Raw genomic sequence first — 16,206 nt, forward strand, 5'->3', positions numbered from 1 at the left:
GTGTTCCGTCTTGACAAAGTGTCGCGGCTTGGCAGCGGGCGTGGCGCACCGTAAAAGGCAGGGGCAAACACCGGGGGGATGAATGGAAATCTGCCGTACGAAAACTGCGATCCGCGCATGGCGCAAATCGGCGGGGCTTGTCACGCTGGTGCCGACCATGGGCTTTCTGCACGAGGGCCATATGTCGCTTGTCCGCCGCGCCAAGGCCGAGGGTGGCACGGTTGCCGCGTCTATTTTCGTGAACCCCACGCAATTCGGCCCAAGCGAAGACCTTTCCACCTACCCGCGAAATGAGGCCCGCGATCTGGACATGCTGCGCGCCGAAGGGGTGGATGCCGTGTTTGTCCCAGACGTGGCCGAGGTTTATGACCCAAAGGCACAGACCATCGTGGAAACGACAGAACTGGCCAAAATACTGATCGGTAAGCTGCGCCCCGGCCATTTTCGCGGGGTGGCAACGGTGGTGGCGAAACTGTTCAACATCATTCGCCCAGATGCTGCCGTATTCGGTGAAAAGGATTACCAGCAGCTTGCTATCATCCGCACCATGGTGCGCGATCTGGATATGGATGTCGCGATTATCGGAGGGCCGATCATGCGCGAAGCCGACGGGCTGGCCATGTCCTCACGCAACGTGCGACTGACGCCAGAGGACCGCGAGAGCGCCCCGGTGCTGGCCCGAGCGCTGGAGGAAGCAGCCGCCATGGCCCCGACCGGCGTGACCGCATCCCGCCTGCGCAGCCATGTGCGTGCAACCATCGAAGCCGAACCGCGCGCGCAGGTGCAATCGGTCGATATCCGCGATGCCGCCACGCTCGACACAATTTCCGGGCCGCTGACCCGGCCCGCCGTCATCTTGCTTGCAGTCAAGTTCGGTCAGGTTTTCCTGATCGACAACCGCGTCGTTACCCCCAAGGAGAGCACATGAGCGCCCAAGCCCCAATCCGCCGTATCACCGCCCCCCAAATTCGCGCCCGCAAAGGGGGTGAACCGATCGTGTCGCTGACCAGCTACCACGCGCATACCGCAGCCATCGTGGATAAATACGCAGACTTCATCCTGGTGGGCGACAGTCTGGGGATGGTCATGCACGGCATGGACAGCACCATCGGCGTGCCATTGGACCTGATGATTATGCATGGCAAGGCCGTGGTGCGCGGCACCCAAGCCGCGCTCATCGTAGTGGACATGCCCTTTGGCACCTATGAGGAAAGCCCGCAAATGGCGTTTCGTCATGCTGCCAAGATCATGAAGGAAACCGCCTGCGGCGCGGTCAAGCTGGAAGGCGGCGCGCGCATGGCCGAGACGATCCGCTTTCTGTCGGAACGCGGGATTCCCGTCATGGCGCATATCGGGCTTACGCCGCAATCGGTGAACACGATGGGCGGCTTCAAGGTGCAGGGCCGGGATGAAGCCGCGTGGCAAACCCATATCGACGACGCGATTGCCGTGGCCGAAGCCGGTGCCTTTGCGCTTGTGGTCGAAGGCGTGGTCGAAGAACTGGCCGACCGCATCACGGCTGCGGTGGACATCCCGACCATCGGTATTGGCGCATCCAAGAATTGCGACGGGCAGATATTGGTGCTGGAAGACATGCTGGGCCTGAACCCCCGCGTGCCGAAATTCGTGAAAATCTACGGCGACCTTGGCCCGGCGATAGAGCGCGCGGTGTCGGCCTATGCGGAAGAGGTGAAGGACCGCAGCTTCCCGACCTCTGACAACGTCTACAAGTGAGTTCGGCGTCGAAACAGGAGCTAAGTAACCAACAACTTGAACGCTTCGATCTTCTTCGCAAGGAGATCGAGTCCTTCAAGATCAAGTTTGGCGGAGAGATAAATTGTTTTCCCGTCTTCACTTCTAAAGTGAATCTTGTTTAGTCCCGTGTCCACAGGAGCAGCCTCAGCTTTAACTTCAGGTGAAGGTGGAGATGCAGGTTGCTTTTCGACCTCGACACGAATTGAAGACTCACTAACCTCGGCTTCTACAGGTTCTTTCTCTTCTTCATTAATTTCGTTGACGATATCAAAGTCATGTAAGATCGCATCGATAGCGGCATCGTAGACAGAAAGAAGCCTTTTAGCGGCATCAGAGCCAAAATCTAAATCAAACTTCAATGCGCTCTCTGCAATACTGTCACTAGGGCGATCCCGGCCCCAGTGAGGCATGTCGGCCTCCCCAAAGAAAAGTCCGCGAATAATTCGCGGCTTCAAAGCCGCTTCTGACCTCAGTTGTTCTCTGACACCCGGGCGTTGATCATCAAGAATTCGCTTACCGGCTGCGCTGATCTTGATACGTCGAGCATCATTCGCACCCATTGTATCGATCAAACCGTATTGAGATAGAGCCGAAACATATCTCGCTAACGAACCACTCTTAGGTGCCATACCCCAAGCGGCGGCCACATCGGCCAACCTAACTTCTGCCGATTTTGCGGCAGCGTAGAGCTTACCGGCATAGTCAACGGCAGTATCAATATCTAGGTAAGGAAAGGATGGGCTGCGCGGACGCTTGCTTTGCACCCCTTCGTCTGCTCCGATTTCTCTCTCGTCCATGTCAGCCTCCATAGCCTAATGAGGATAGTTGTATCATACGGCTTGAGGTTAGGGAAGGCGTTAGTGTTATTTTTTGGCGCTAGGGCTCTCCTTGCCGCTTGACGGACCTCTAAATCCCTGTATGTTGCGATAAGGGTGCGCAGCCCAGATATAGTGGAGATTGCTATGACCATACCCACAGAGCTCTGCTCCGTTTGCCGCACGGCGTTGCAGGGGGACTAAAAGAGAAAAGCCGGTCAGCAATTAAGCGACCGGCCCTCTTAGCGGCAATCAGCAGGCGCGAGCCCGTCAAATCATCGACTCAACACCATGATATTGACAGTTCTCGCGCCTCTTTTCAACCCCTCTCATAAGGAGTTGGGCATGAAGACAGGTGTCTTTGTGAACGCGTATGAGCGCGTCCGCTTTGGCCGGGTCGAGCATGTCTGCGCCCATTGGCGTAGCCGCTAATCCGACCGGGTAGTGATAAATTGCTTCTGGGCTAGGCGATGGCGGTCCGAGAGGCTTGTTGAAACCAAAAGGGTGGCGGGCAACCGTCACCCTTTTTTACCCTAATGCGCCGGGACCGAAACCGGGTCCAGTAGCGTGCGCCCGCCGTCGATGGTCACGATCTGCCCGGTCATGAAGGCCGCGGCGTCCGAGGAGAGGAATTGCACAGCCTCGGCTGCCTCTGACGCGGCGCCGATCCGGCCCATCGGCGTGTGGTGCAATATCCGCTCGCGGTAATCGTCATTCGCCTGCATCTGGTCTTTCAGATTAGCGCTCATGACCGACCCAAGCGCAACGCCATTGACCCGCACGCGCGACGCGGCCAAAGCCACGGCCATCGACCGTGTCATCTGGTCAAGCGCCGCAGAGGCGATGGAATAGGCCATCAGTTCCGGCTGGGTGCGGCGCGCGGCGATAGACGACAGGTTCACAATGGACCCGGCGGTTTTTATGTCGAGATCGTCTTCGGCCTGCGCAATCATGCGCTTGGCGACAAGCTGGCTTAGTTTCAGACTGGCCAGCAGGTTTTGCTGCAAGGCTTCCTCGACAGTGTCGCTCTGGTCATCCAGCGGATCGGACGGAAAGCATTGCCGCGTGGCATTTACCAAGATGTCCACGCGGTCAAACGCATCCACGGTGGCCGATAGCAGGTTGGCGATGGTCAAACGCTCGCGCAGGTCGCCGGCAAAGAAGATCGCCTGTTCATCGGCCCCCGACATCTTGGCAACCTCGGATTTCAGTTTGCCTTCATCCCGGTCGGCCATGACGACATTCGCGCCTTGGTCTATGAAATGCCGCGCAATGGCCAGCCCCACCCCGTTGGCGGACCCGGTGATGATGGCGGTCTTGCCCGATATCGAAAAGCTCATCGTTTCACCTTGCGCGGTTGCTTGGCATGCCAGACGCGAAACCGGTTATCTTCTGCCAGAACCGACAGATGCACGAACCGTTCTTCCAGCGCAGGGGCATAGGGCAAATGGCGGTTGGCGACCAGCCATAACTGGCCACGCGTGCCCAAAGCGCGCGCGGCATTGGCGATGAAGGCCAGACCAAGTTCGGGCCGTGCGTCACGCCCGACATGGAACGGCGGGTTCATGACAATACCACCAAGGGAGTCTGGCAGCGCAAAACTGGTCGCATCCGCCCAATGGAATTGGGTGCGCGGGTCGCGGATGTTGGCGCGCGCGGCCGCCAGCGCGTCATGTTCAGCCTCGACCAAGTGCAACACCTCTGGCCCGCTGCGCGCCAGAATTGCAGCCGACAGATAACCCCATCCAGCACCGAAATCGACCATGCGGGCGGGCAGCTCTGGCGGCAAGAGGCCAGCCAGCATGTGCGACGCCGGATCGACACCATCTGCGGAAAACAGGCCCGGCACGGTGGTCATTGGGCCAAATTCGGTCGGCACGGTTTGTGCGCCGCTGGTCCAGTCTGAGAAATCGACACCACGAGGGTCGAACCACACGAGTTTGCCATGCGCCTTAGAGACACTGTTCACGGCCACACGCCCGCGCAGGGCTTTCAGAATAGAATCGATGCCGTCCGTTTTTTGCCCGTCCACCAGCACCATCTGGCCTGCCAAGGCAGCGGCTTGGGCGATCAGCAGATGCGCATGATCCTTGGCGCGCGGCAGGCAGACAAGAACGCTTGGCGCGGGTTCAGCCCTCACACTCACATTGAAGCCTGCGGCTGCAAGCGCGTCATGGTCGGGGCGAAAGCCTTGCACCATCTGAATGCGGTCAACCTCTACCGGGTCAAACCCTTCGCCGGCATGAGGCCGCAATATAGTGACCGCGCCATCGGGCAGCACAAGGCCTTCGGAAAAGGCATAAGACATGCGCTCGGCGCGCGGGGCCGGGGCGGCCAAGGTCACAGGATTGTAGGGCATGAAGCGCGTTTATTCTTTTTCAAGCGTGCATTGCAGCGGGTGCTGGTGGCGGCGCGCAAAATCCATCACCTGCGCGACCTTGGTTTCGGCCACTTCATGCGAGAAGACGCCGACCACCGCAACGCCCTTTTTATGCACCGTCAGCATGATGTCGAACGCCATGGCATGCGACATCCCGAAAAACCGCTCCAGCACATGCACGACGAATTCCATCGGCGTGTAGTCGTCATTCAGCAGCATGACCTTATACATCGGGGGCCGCTGGGTGCGGGTTTTCGTCTTGGTGACGACCGCGTCATCATTCTGCGGTCCATCACCCTCTGTCATGGTTGGGGCAAACTGCATCACGCTCTTCCGCTTGGTTTATTCTGGCTGCTATAGCGGGGAATATAGGGCGAGTCACCCCTCTGAAAACCCCTCCCCGAACCGGAGACGTCATGGACAGGATCACAACCATCGGCTTCGACGCGGATGACACGCTTTGGCACAATGAACGCTTCTTTCGGCTGACCCAAGACCATTTTGCCGGGCTTCTGGCAGAGTATACCGAGCGTGAGACTCTTATGACGCGCCTGCTGGAGGCGGAAAAACGCAACCTTGCGCGGTATGGTTACGGCATAAAAGGGTTCATGCTGTCGATGATAGAAACCGCAATAGAGGTGACGGACCAACGCGTTCCCGCCGCTGTCATCGCAGAAATCCTGAGCGCGGGGCAGGAGATGCTGCGCCATCCGATTGAACTGCTGCCTCATGCGGAAGAAAGTATCCGCGCACTGGCCCCGTCACACCGCTTGGTTTTGATTACAAAAGGAGACTTGCTGGATCAGGAACGCAAGCTGGCCCAATCGTCTTTGGGCGACTTGTTCGATGCAATCGAAATCGTGTCAGAGAAAACGCCGGAAACCTATGCCCGGATTTTCATCCGCCATGGCGACGGGGCCGAACAAGCGTTAATGGCTGGCAATTCCATGCGCTCTGATGTGGTGGCCCCGATTATGGCTGGCGCATGGGGCGTTCACGTCCCCCACGGGCTGGAATGGGAAATCGAACACGCCGAGCCGCCTTTTGCGCATGACCGATTTCGGACCCTGCGACATTTGGGCGAATTGCCGGACCTTGTGGGCTGGATCGACGGATGCTGACGCAGCATCTTGCGCCAAGGCCAAGATCAACCCCTACACCTGCGCGCAGATCGCATTAAGAACCTGCCAAAACATGTTGAATAAACATGCTTTTCCATTGTTAGCGTTCATGTTACCCTGCCTATGAGCAGTTAAAACCGCATAAAAATAAGCGGACAAAGGTAGAGGCATGAATATGCAGGCGCAGGTCATGCGGCGCGTGGGGCTTGGCATTTTGGTGCTGGGATGGGGGCTTGTCGCCGCCCTTTCGCCGCTTTCAGCCGCACCCTATGCAGCGATGGTGATGGATGCTCGCAATGGCGAGGTAATCCACGCCCGCAATCATGACACGAGGCTGCATCCGGCTTCGCTGACCAAAATGATGACGCTGTATATTGCATTTGAAGCGGTAAAACACGGCGAAGTCGGTCTGGACACGAAATTCAAGGTCAGCCGACGCGCAACACGGGCGGAATGTGTCTGCCTTGGCTTGAAGGAAGGCCAGCGGATTTCGCTGCGCTACCTGATCCGGGCCGCCGCGCTGCGCTCTGCCAATGATGCCGCGGTCGTGATTGCCGAGGGCATTTCCGGCAGTGTCGAGGCATTTGCAGACCGCATGACCCGGACCGCTCGTGCGATGGGAATGCAGAACACCACCTTCAAGAACCCGCATGGGCTTACCCAGTCTGGCCATGTCTCGACCGCGCGCGACATGACAATTCTGGGGCGACAGTTGTTCTTCGACTACCCGCAATATTTCAACATCTTCTCACGCCGGTCCGATTTCGCGGGCGTGGCCAATGTGCCCAATACCAACCGTCGCTTTCTGGACGCGTATCAAGGCGCCAATGGCATCAAGACCGGTTATACGCGCGCGGCAGGATTTAACCTGACGGCGTCTGCCCAACGCGGGTCAAAGCATGTCATCGCCACCATGTTCGGCGGGTCTTCGACAGCCGCGCGCAATGCCCGCGTCGCGGAACTGCTGGATATGGGGTTCAGCCGTGCCAAGTCGCGTGTGGCGGTGCGCAAACCCGCAACTCCAGCTTATCAAGGACGTAGCACCCTTGTCGCCTCCAAGCCCCAGAATGGCGATGATGACCCCAATGCTGGCGCCAAGACGATTCGTCTTGTTACGGCTGTGCGCAAAAGCCCGCGCCCGCGTCCACGCCCTACCCCGCAATTGCCAGAGGAATTGCTTGTGGCGGTTGCGGAAGGCGTCGATGCGTCGGTCCTGGAAACAGCAGCAGAGTTGAGCCTGACAGAGCTTGCGCCCGAAGCACTTGAAATAACCCCCCCGCCCCGCCCCGTGTTCGATGCAGAAACCGAAACGGCAGAGATTACAGAGGCGCTGGATTTGGCCGTGGCGGAAGCCGCAGGGTTCACTGTTGCGACCCCCGAAGACCTCGCTGCACTGGAGCCAGATGCAGATATAGAGGCGCTGGATGCGGTCGCGCAAGATGGCGGCGCGAGCGAAGACCTGCCCTCGACCGATCTTGTTGAGCTTGCCGACGCCACCCAAGATACAATCGAAATGGCAAGCGCCCCCGTTACGTCCGACATGGACGGCGGCACCGAGGTTAGACCCGACCCGGTGGCATTACAGGGCGCTCTCACACAAGACGAAGGCCCGGCACCAGAAATGCTATGGACCGGCGCGCCCGAATCCTTTCTGCCGGAACCTGTCGACACGCCGCTTAACCTGAACGCCGATCTGGACGTAGCGGCAGCGCCCGCTCTTCCGGCGGAAACCGGGATCATTCTGACGCGAAGCGACACATCAGGTCAGGATCTTGCCACGGCCATGGTCGCGGAAAGCTTCAATGCAGAGACGCCACAGGTCATCAGCCGGATATCGACCTCTGATGCAGGCAGGCTTTGGAGGGTTTCGCTGGGCGTGTTCAATTCCCGTCACGATGCCGAACGCAGCTTGATTACCGTGCGCATGGCAGAATCTCAGGCTCTTGCCAGCGGTGTTAGCCGGGTTCGACAGGTAAGCGGGCGGTTCGAAGCCAGCTTTGCCGGTTTAACCCAAACCGAAGCCGGTCGGGCCTGCGCCAGATTATCCGCACGCGGAATGGATTGCGCGGTTGACCAGCCCTAAATCGGTTTCACGACAACGCGGGATCGCTGCACCGCAAGGATACCGGCCATAATAATCGCCACGCCAATCACGTCATATGGGCCAAGTCTTTCGCCCAGCAGCAGTGCCGCAACCGCAACACCAAAAAACGGGTTCAGGAAGTGGAAGGTCGCGGCACGCACGGCACCGATCCGCCCAACCAGCAGAAACCAGACCCATGTCGCGGCAAGGCCGGGAATAAGCACCGTGTAGCTGAAGGCGGCACCAAGCTGCCATGACCAGACGACATCGAAGGTTTCCAGCGCAAGCGCCGGCCCTGCCAGCAGAGCAGAGCCAACCAGCATTTGCAAACCCACGATCATCAACAGGTTACCACCACCCGCCGAGGCGCCGCGCACCGACAGCGTGGCCACCGTCAGCGCGATCGCGCCTGCGACGCAAAGCGCCACGCCATACAGGTCCACCCCGCCGCCCATCCGCGCGCCCATAATAAGCGCAACACCGCCAAAGCCAGCGGCCAGACCAGCAACGGCAAGCGGGCGCAGCCGTTCGCCGGCAAAGGCCCATCCGGCAAAGGCGACCAAAAGCGGCATCGAGGACGCGATGATCGCAGCCAGAGAGGCCTCGACGGTCTGCATGGCGATAAAGTTCAAACCAAGGTAAAGCGCGTTTTGTGACAGCCCGAAGACAAAAATTGCGCGCCATTGAGCCGTGGTAAGCTGCCATGTCTGGCCCAGCGCCCTTGCAATGGCGATCCCGATGAGGCCAGAGATCAGGAATCGCAGCGATAACGACATAAGGGGCGGTGCAGATTGCACGATGATCCGGGCCGACGCAAAGGCGGAAGACCACATAAAGGCAAAGGCAAGCCCCATCATCAGCGCGCGAATATCCATGGCGGGGCCTTTCTACCAGCTTACTGCACATGTGAATCGATACAGCCTGCCCGGCAGGGTTTCCAGCCCGCAATTGGCTATGCTGCGCCCCACAATCGAATAGGTATATTCAAGATTTCATATTTAGAACGTTGCGAAATTGCGTTTGTAGGGTATGGTGGCCACGTTGTCCGGTATTCAACCGTATTCTGACGACTGTAAGCCATTAAGGAAGAGGATCCGATGAAGCTTAAAGCCGCCACGATTGTTGCCCTTTGCGCCCTGCCGATGAGTGCACAAGCCCAAGCCAGCGGAGATGCCGCCGCAGGTGAAAGTAATTTCCGCCAATGCGCAAGCTGCCACGGTGTTGCCTCGCCCGATGGCGACGTGATTCATCGTGTCGCGCCGACCGGCCCGAACCTTTGGGGCGTCGCCGGGCGCGTTGCAGGGGCATATGACGGCTACAGCCGTTATTCCAGCGCCATACAAGCCGCTGGCGAAGCCGGTATCACCTGGACCGAAGAAAATTTCGTCGCCTATGTCAACGATCCGACCGGCTACCTGCGCGAAGTAACCGGCGATGCGCGGGCACGCTCGAACATGAACCACCGCCTGCGTGGTTCCGCCGAAGACATCTATGCCTATCTGGCGCAGTTCGGCGCCGAATAGGCCAAATGGACGAACACCAAAAAGGGGCCGCATGGCCCCTTTTTCATGCGCGGTGGCTAACCGTTTTCGCGCAAGATATTCCCCGCAAGGTATAACGACCCGCAGATCAGAACCTGCGCCGAGGAATCCTCTGCGGCGATTGCCTGCAACGCAGCCAGAACGCTTTCGGCCTCAACGGCCTCTATGCCAGCGCCGCGCGCGGCCTCGGCCGTGGCCTGCGCGCTTAACGTCGCGGCCTCGCCCGGAATAGACACCGCATAAAGCCTGCGCGCATGTGGCGCCAAAGGCTGCATAAAGCCGGTTACGTCCTTGGTGTTCAGCATCCCGCAGATCATCCAGAGCGGGCGGTCGCCCTGCGCCGCGAGCGTAGATGCAATCGCCTGCCCCGCAGCCGGGTTGTGGCCGCCATCCAGCCAAAGCGTACCGCCCGGCAGGGCATCCACCAGCGGACCTTGGCGCAACCGTTGCATCCGAGCAGGCCATTCGGCGCGGGTGACGGCGGCGTCTGCTCCGGCCCCATGACCAAGTGCACGCAAAGCCGCAATCGCGGTTCCGGCATTCTGCACTTGGTGCGGCCCAGCCAAACGCGGCAACGGCACGTCCAGAAGCCCGGTTTCGTCCTGATAAACCAGCCTTCCGGCTTCGGTCATGACATGCCAATGCTGGCCTTGCACCATCAGCGGCGCGCCCAGACGGGCGGCGCGCGCCTCTATCACGTCGATAGCCTCATCCCCTTGCGTGGCCACCACGCAAGGCACACCGCGTTTCATGATACCGGCTTTCTCGCCCGCGATTTTGCCAAGCGTATTTCCCAGATATTGCTCATGATCCATGCTGACCGGGGTGATGATGGTCAGCGCGGGTGTCTCGACCACATTGGTCGCGTCCAGCCGCCCACCAAGCCCGACCTCTAGTAGCGTGTAATCGGCCGGTGTGCGGGCAAAGGCCAGAAGCGCTGCACAGGTCGTGATCTCGAAATAGGTGATCGCGTCCGCGCCGTTGGCGTGCAGGCATTCGTCCAGAATGGCGCTTAGCGTATCTTCAGCAATCAAATCGCCCGCCAGCCGAATACGTTCATGAAACCGCGCCAGATGCGGGCTGGTATAGGCGTGAACCGACAGCCCAACCCCTTCCAACCCGGCACGGATCATGGCTTGGGTGCTGCCCTTGCCATTGGTGCCGGCAATATGGATGACCGGCGGCAAGCGCCGTTCGGGATGGTCCAAGGCCGCCAACAAGCGCCAGACACGATCCAGCGTCAGGTCGATGATCTTGGGGTGAAATTCCATCATCCGCGCCAAAAGCGCGTCGGACCCGGTGGTCATCTTAATCGGCCCTTGCAGAAGCAGCAGACGGAGGCGGCAGATCGCCATGCACCACGGCGCTTTGCCCGGTCAGCATGCGCAGGACAGTGGCAATTTCGGCACGCTGCTCTTTGCGCGGCGTCACGCGGTCCAGCATGCCATGATCCAGCAGGTATTCGGCGCGCTGGAACCCTTCGGGCAGGGTTTCGCGGATCGTCTGTTCGATCACGCGCGGCCCGGCAAAACAAATAAGCGCGCCGGGTTCCGCGATCTGCACATCGCCCAGCATGGCGTAACTGGCGGTCACGCCGCCGGTGGTCGGATGCGTCAGAACTACGATATAGGGCAGACCGGCCTCGCGCAGCATATCAATCGCGACAGTGGTGCGCGGCATCTGCATCAGCGACAAGATGCCTTCCTGCATCCGCGCGCCGCCCGCGGCAGAAAACAGCACCAAGGGCAGTTTGCGCGCCACGGCATGTTCAGCGGCGGCAATAATCGCATTGCCCACATACATGCCCATCGACCCGGCCATAAAGCTGAAATCCTGCGCCACAGCGACCAGTTTGGTGCGCAGCACCTCGCCCTCGGCCACAAGCATCGCCTCTTTCTGCCCCGTTGCCTTCTGCGCCGCTTTCATGCGGTCAGGGTATTTCTTCTGATCGCGAAATTGCAAAGGGTCAGGCAGCGGTGCCGGCACCTCTATTTCCTGATACAGGCCGCCATCGAAGAAATTGGCGAAACGCTCACGCGGGGTCAGCGCCATATGATGCCCGCAATTGGTGCAAACCTGCTGGTTGTCCGTCAGTTCACGGTGAAACAGCATGGTCCCACATTCGGGGCATTTTTCCCAAAGATTTTCGGGCATCTCGCGCTTGGTAAAGAACGAGTCGATCGTGGGGCGAACGTAGTTGGTGATCCAGTTCATCTTGCATCCCTGCGCAGACTTTGGTCCGAGATAAGCAAAGCCTGCGGCAAATGCAATCAGCGACCCCGCAGGTAGCGCCGCAACAAGGCCCAGACCAGCACCAGTCCCGCCAGATCAACCACAAGCAGGCCCGCCACGCTGGAGGGGTCTGTCAGCGAAAAGGGCAAGCGGAACAGGGCAACCCCGTCCAGCGCCTCTCCGGTGGTGAAGATCAGGATGGCCAGAATGTTGTTACCGAAATGCATGCCCCATGCCAACCCAAGCGAGCCGCTGCGCGCGGTCAGGTCCGCCATCAGCAAACCGAAGAACCCAGTCAGGCCCACCAATAGCCACGCTCCTTGCCCCATTTCAGCAGGCGCATAGTGCAACAGACCGAACAGGATGGACGGAAACACAAACGACACCCAGCGCGCCGCGAAGCGCGCGGCAAGCTGTTGTTGCAGGTAGCCACGAAAAACAATTTCTTCGGCCCCGGTCTGAAGCAACAGGCCCAGCAGCACCGGCACGACAAAGATAGCCCAAGTCGCAAAGGGCACCCCCGGCGTCAGCGTGCCAGAGGCGACGACCCAGACAATCCCCGGCAGTGACACCGCCATGAAGACACCAAAGGCCACGCCAAAATCGCGCCACAGCAGGTCAGGCGGGCCGAACAGGCTGGCGACCGAGCGTTTATGCACCCAGCGCACGGCGGCGAATGTGCCCAAAACCAACCCGCCGAATGTGGCCAGCAGCACAAGAATGGACAGGGGTGACGACCCGACGCCCACCTGCCCCATCGCCTGTTCAGCGCCCGCAAGGCCCACAGCAAAAGTCATACCCAGCCCGATCACGGCCATCCATGCTATGTAGATCACCAGTATAAGTGCCACCCCAAGCCCCAGGCGCCACAGTTGCGGACGCAACCGGGCGGGTGCGATAAATCGGTCTTGGGCTTGTGAAAACGGCATGGGGCCTGTCCATTTGTGGCGAAAAATTCTTATATGTCGGGACTAGATAGGCCCCGCCATATGGCTTCAAGCAAATACGGCGGCCAAGCACAATCAACTATGGAGCAGCAATGCCCTCGGTCTGGGTCTTATTGGTATTTGTCGCACAAGCCGCCTTCGTGGTGCGCGCGCTGTTGCGCCCCGGCCTGACGCCCTCGGCCCGGCTGGCATGGGTGACGATCATCCTTGCCCTGCCCGGCGTGGGGTTGGTGGCGTATTTCCTGTTCGGTGAAATCCGCATGGCGCGCGCGCAACGCGAACGCATCCGCGAGATTCGGAACCATCTGAACGCAGCGCAGATCGGGCAGGTCGGACCGCGCGTCAGTGTCAGTGGACCGGCGCGCCCGGCATTTGCGGCTGGCTACGCGACCAGCCAGTTTCCGCCGGTCTCTGGAAATAAACTTATGCTATTGCCCGAGGGCGACACGATGATGGACGACATCATCGACGCTGTCGAAACAGCCCGCGACCATGTTCATGTGCTGTATTACATCTGGTTGCCAGATAACACCGGCACCCGCATGGCCCACGCCCTGGCCGCCGCCGCGCGGCGTGGCGTGACCTGCCGGGTCCTGATTGATGACCATGGCGGAAGATCGCTGATCCGGTCGCCCTTGTGGCGACAGATGGAGGCGGCAGGCGTCGCACTGGAGCGCGCGGCGCCTTTGGGGAACCCCTTGGTCAGCCTGACCTTCGGGCGGATTGACCTGCGCAATCACCGCAAGATCGTGGTTATCGACAACCACCTGTCATGGGTCGGCAGTCGCAACTGTGCCGATGCCGCCTTCGCCATCAAGCCCCGCTTCGCGCCTTGGGTAGACATTCTGGTGCGGCTGGAAGGGCCGGCCGTGCGCCAGCAACAGGCCGTCTTTGTGCATGACTGGATGACGCATCACGCAGAAGATCTGAGCGCGATCCTGGCTGAAGTGCTGCCCGATAATCGCCCCGGCGAGGTTATAGCGCAGGTCATCGCCTCTGGCCCGGACGATGTGCAGACAACGCCCTCGGACGCGCTCTGCGCCATGATCTATGCGGCCACCGACCGGCTTACGATGACCACGCCCTATTATGTCCCCGATCAGGCTTTGCATGTGGCAATTTGCTCGGCGGCAGAACGCGGTGTGGCGGTGGACCTTGTCTTGCCCGCGCGCAATGACAGCGCCATCGTGGGCGCGGCAAGCGAAAGCCTTGTCCCCGAATTGCTGGACGCGGGCGTGCGCGTGCATCTGTTCCAGCCCGGACTGATCCACTCCAAGATCATCACGGTTGATGGACAATTCGGCATGCTGGGCACCGCCAACCTGGACCATCGCAGTTTTGACCTGAACTACGAAAATTCGCTGCTGCTGGCCTGTCCGGACTTCTCCGCCAAACTGGATGCGCGGCAGCAAAGCTATATTGACCGCGCCGTGCCGCTGGACCGCGCCACGGTCGCGGCATGGCCGTTCTGGCGACGGTTGCGCAACAACATCATCGCGCTGGCCAGCCCCTTGCTATAAAAAACCGCCCCGGCGTGGGAGGACGCGCGGGGCGGTGGCAGATGTTGGGAGACTTTGGCGCGCCGCATCTGGGCGGCGCGCTCGTTTTCGTCCGGCGCCTTATGGCAGCGCAGGAATTTCGATTGCGGGCATTTCACCCGTCAGCGCATCCAGGAAGGCAACGATTGCATCGTTTTCATCCTCGGTGAATTCCTGACCCAGCATCTGCTCGGCCATCAGGTTCACCGCGTCATGCAGGTTGTCCACCGACCCATTGTTGAAATACGGGTAGGTCACAGCCACGTTCCGCAGCGTCGGCGTGCGGAAGGCAAATTTATCGGCTTCGTCGCCCGTGACAAGGAAGCGCCCCTCATCCTTCGAGCTAGGCAACTCAAACTGATAGAAGTTGCTGTCAGTCAAGGCCGGACCATTGTGGCAGGCCACACAGCCCGCATCGACGAACAGTTTCATACCCTCTACCTGCTGATCGGTCATCGCCTGCACATCGCCACGCAAGAAACGGTCCATCGGCGAGTTGGGCGTGTTCAACGTGCGCTCAAATGCCGCAATCGACAGGGCCACGTTTTCGGCGCGGATCGGGTCGGCATCGCCCGGGAATGCGGTTGCGAAATGCTCTTGGTAAACCTCAAACTCTTTCAGGCGCTGGATCGCTTCTTCCAGCGTCATGTTCATTTCGACATCGGCCTGAATCGGGCCAAGCGACTGGCCTTCAAGGTCAGGCTCGCGCCCGTCCCAGAATTGCGAGCCAAGGAAACCAGAGTTCAACACGGTCGGCGTGTTGCGGTTGCCAACCTGCCCACCATGGCCCACGGCGCGGTCAATACGGTCGGTCCAACCCAAAGCCGGGTTGTGGCAGGTCGCGCAGCTAATCACGCCCGAGGCAGATATCCGCGGTTCAAAGAACAGCATACGGCCAAGGTCGATTTTAACTTTATCCATGCTGTTATCGGCCGGAATGGGGGGCAGATAAGGCAGCGGCTCGAAGAAATCCATATATTCGGCGATATCTTCGGCATGAACAGCCGTTGCGCCAAGCACAAGGGCAAGCGCCGTGGCACCAAGCCGGGGAAGGTTACGGGGGGTCATTTTGGCCTCCATGTTCGGTCATCTCCTGACGGTTTCACGACACCTGCCGCAAAACTTTCGCGCGTCTAAGATCACCATAGCGTGAAGAATCGGAGCAAACCTTGACTCAGATCAAGTATTAGAATGATTGTAAATTGAGCATTGAAGATAGATATTCATCACATCTGCGGCGGCCATGGGCGCGTCGCCTCGGCCGCGATCCATGCCTGCACCCATTTGGGCAATTCGGGACTGTCGCCAACGTGCCCAAGTGCCGCCAGCACTTGCGCTGTCGGCACAATTCCCTTGGCGCTGGTCACGGCAGAGCGGATCAGAATGTGGTTGGCACAGTCCTCGCCCTTCCACATGGATTGCTCGGTATACAGAAACCGTGCGTCCCAGCCAATGCAGCGGCTGCGCATTTCGAACGGCTCGAAGGCCCGGATGCGTTTGCGGTAGCGTGTGGAGTTGCCCGCAACCGTGATGCCCCAACGATTCGCGCGGAGCACCACACCCAACCCCGTGCGCATGGCCATGGGAATGCGCCCCAGATCATAGAGCGTCAGCGTGCGGCCATTGTTCAGCTCGACCCACGGGTCCAGATCCCACGGCCAACAGCGATGCTGCGACACATGCGTCTCCAGCAACCCCAAACGCGGCGCATTGCGGTATTTCAGCATTTGGGTGGCAAAGCGCAGAAACGGATACATGGGCGGTCCTTTCGCGGCTTTGGGTCGCGCGGCGTGG

16 protein-coding genes are annotated in these 16,206 nt (G+C 59.8%); 6 read left to right on the top strand and 10 right to left on the bottom strand.

Annotated elements, in window-relative coordinates; genetic code table 11:
- Positions 1 to 82 precede the first annotated feature (82 nt).
- On the top strand, positions 83 to 928 hold the full coding sequence (gene panC, locus M3N55_RS02705) for a pantoate--beta-alanine ligase (RefSeq protein WP_249056143.1): 846 nt from the start codon (positions 83 to 85) through the stop codon (positions 926 to 928).
- Positions 925 to 1,734: a 3-methyl-2-oxobutanoate hydroxymethyltransferase gene (panB, locus tag M3N55_RS02710; protein ID WP_249056144.1), complete on the top strand. Its 810-nt coding sequence runs from the start codon at positions 925 to 927 to the stop codon at positions 1,732 to 1,734. Before panC ends, panB begins: the two co-directional genes overlap by 4 nt.
- A gap of 20 nt (positions 1,735 to 1,754) precedes the next feature.
- On the opposite strand, the gene M3N55_RS02715 is transcribed toward panB, so the two are convergent.
- From M3N55_RS02715 to clpS, 4 genes are all read right to left on the bottom strand, one after another.
- Positions 1,755 to 2,552, bottom strand: a complete 798-nt coding sequence (locus tag M3N55_RS02715; RefSeq protein ID WP_249056145.1) for a hypothetical protein — start codon at positions 2,550 to 2,552, stop codon at positions 1,755 to 1,757.
- Positions 2,553 to 3,103: 551 nt separating this feature from the next.
- Entirely contained in the window at positions 3,104 to 3,910 is an 807-nt protein-coding gene (locus M3N55_RS02720; RefSeq protein WP_249056146.1) for an SDR family NAD(P)-dependent oxidoreductase, read from the bottom strand.
- Positions 3,907 to 4,929, bottom strand: coding sequence for a class I SAM-dependent methyltransferase (locus M3N55_RS02725; RefSeq protein WP_249056147.1), 1,023 nt, complete (start codon positions 4,927 to 4,929; stop codon positions 3,907 to 3,909). Before M3N55_RS02725 ends, M3N55_RS02720 begins: the two co-directional genes overlap by 4 nt.
- Positions 4,930 to 4,938: 9 nt before the next feature.
- A complete protein-coding gene (clpS, locus tag M3N55_RS02730) occupies positions 4,939 to 5,274 on the bottom strand; it encodes an ATP-dependent Clp protease adapter ClpS (protein WP_249056148.1) in 336 nt (111 codons plus the stop codon).
- Between the two features lie 92 nt (positions 5,275 to 5,366).
- On the opposite strand from clpS, the gene M3N55_RS02735 reads away from it, so the two are divergent.
- Together M3N55_RS02735 and M3N55_RS02740 are read left to right on the top strand one after the other, a co-directional pair.
- On the top strand, positions 5,367 to 6,071 hold the full coding sequence (locus M3N55_RS02735) for an HAD family hydrolase (RefSeq protein ID WP_249056149.1): 705 nt from the start codon (positions 5,367 to 5,369) through the stop codon (positions 6,069 to 6,071).
- 169 nt (positions 6,072 to 6,240) lie between these two features.
- A complete protein-coding gene (locus M3N55_RS02740) occupies positions 6,241 to 8,154 on the top strand; it encodes a serine hydrolase (protein WP_249056150.1) in 1,914 nt (637 codons plus the stop codon).
- Here the strand turns inward: M3N55_RS02740 and M3N55_RS02745 are convergent.
- Entirely contained in the window at positions 8,151 to 9,029 is an 879-nt protein-coding gene (locus tag M3N55_RS02745) for a DMT family transporter (RefSeq protein WP_249056151.1), read from the bottom strand. The genes M3N55_RS02740 and M3N55_RS02745 overlap by 4 nt on opposite strands.
- 222 nt (positions 9,030 to 9,251) lie before the next feature.
- Between M3N55_RS02745 and M3N55_RS02750 the strand changes: the two genes are divergently transcribed.
- Positions 9,252 to 9,677 carry a c-type cytochrome gene (locus tag M3N55_RS02750; RefSeq protein WP_249056153.1) on the top strand — a complete coding sequence of 142 codons (426 nt, stop codon included), beginning with the start codon at positions 9,252 to 9,254 and terminating at the stop codon, positions 9,675 to 9,677.
- Positions 9,678 to 9,733: 56 nt separating this feature from the next.
- Here M3N55_RS02750 and M3N55_RS02755 read toward each other — a convergent pair whose 3' ends face one another.
- Genes M3N55_RS02755 through M3N55_RS02765 form a run of 3 tightly spaced genes read right to left on the bottom strand, consistent with a single transcriptional unit; the run spans position 9,734 to position 12,856 of the window.
- Entirely contained in the window at positions 9,734 to 11,002 is a 1,269-nt protein-coding gene (locus tag M3N55_RS02755) for a bifunctional folylpolyglutamate synthase/dihydrofolate synthase (protein WP_249056154.1), read from the bottom strand.
- Position 11,003: 1 nt separating this feature from the next.
- Positions 11,004 to 11,909: an acetyl-CoA carboxylase, carboxyltransferase subunit beta gene (gene accD, locus M3N55_RS02760; protein WP_249056156.1), complete on the bottom strand. Its 906-nt coding sequence runs from the start codon at positions 11,907 to 11,909 to the stop codon at positions 11,004 to 11,006.
- Positions 11,910 to 11,965: 56 nt separating this feature from the next.
- Positions 11,966 to 12,856, bottom strand: a complete 891-nt coding sequence (locus M3N55_RS02765; protein WP_249056158.1) for a CPBP family intramembrane glutamic endopeptidase — start codon at positions 12,854 to 12,856, stop codon at positions 11,966 to 11,968.
- 110 nt (positions 12,857 to 12,966) lie between these two features.
- On the opposite strand from M3N55_RS02765, the gene cls reads away from it, so the two are divergent.
- Positions 12,967 to 14,394 carry a cardiolipin synthase gene (cls, locus tag M3N55_RS02770; RefSeq protein ID WP_249056161.1) on the top strand — a complete coding sequence of 476 codons (1,428 nt, stop codon included), beginning with the start codon at positions 12,967 to 12,969 and terminating at the stop codon, positions 14,392 to 14,394.
- Between the two features lie 99 nt (positions 14,395 to 14,493).
- Here cls and M3N55_RS02775 read toward each other — a convergent pair whose 3' ends face one another.
- Positions 14,494 to 15,480: a cytochrome-c peroxidase gene (locus M3N55_RS02775; protein WP_249056163.1), complete on the bottom strand. Its 987-nt coding sequence runs from the start codon at positions 15,478 to 15,480 to the stop codon at positions 14,494 to 14,496.
- Positions 15,481 to 15,638: 158 nt separating this feature from the next.
- On the bottom strand, positions 15,639 to 16,169 hold the full coding sequence (locus tag M3N55_RS02780; RefSeq protein WP_249056164.1) for an acyl-CoA thioesterase: 531 nt from the start codon (positions 16,167 to 16,169) through the stop codon (positions 15,639 to 15,641).
- Positions 16,170 to 16,206 lie beyond the last annotated feature (37 nt).

The organism is Roseinatronobacter domitianus, from assembly GCF_023336755.1.
Taxonomy (GTDB): Bacteria; Pseudomonadota; Alphaproteobacteria; order Rhodobacterales; family Rhodobacteraceae; genus Roseinatronobacter; species Roseinatronobacter domitianus.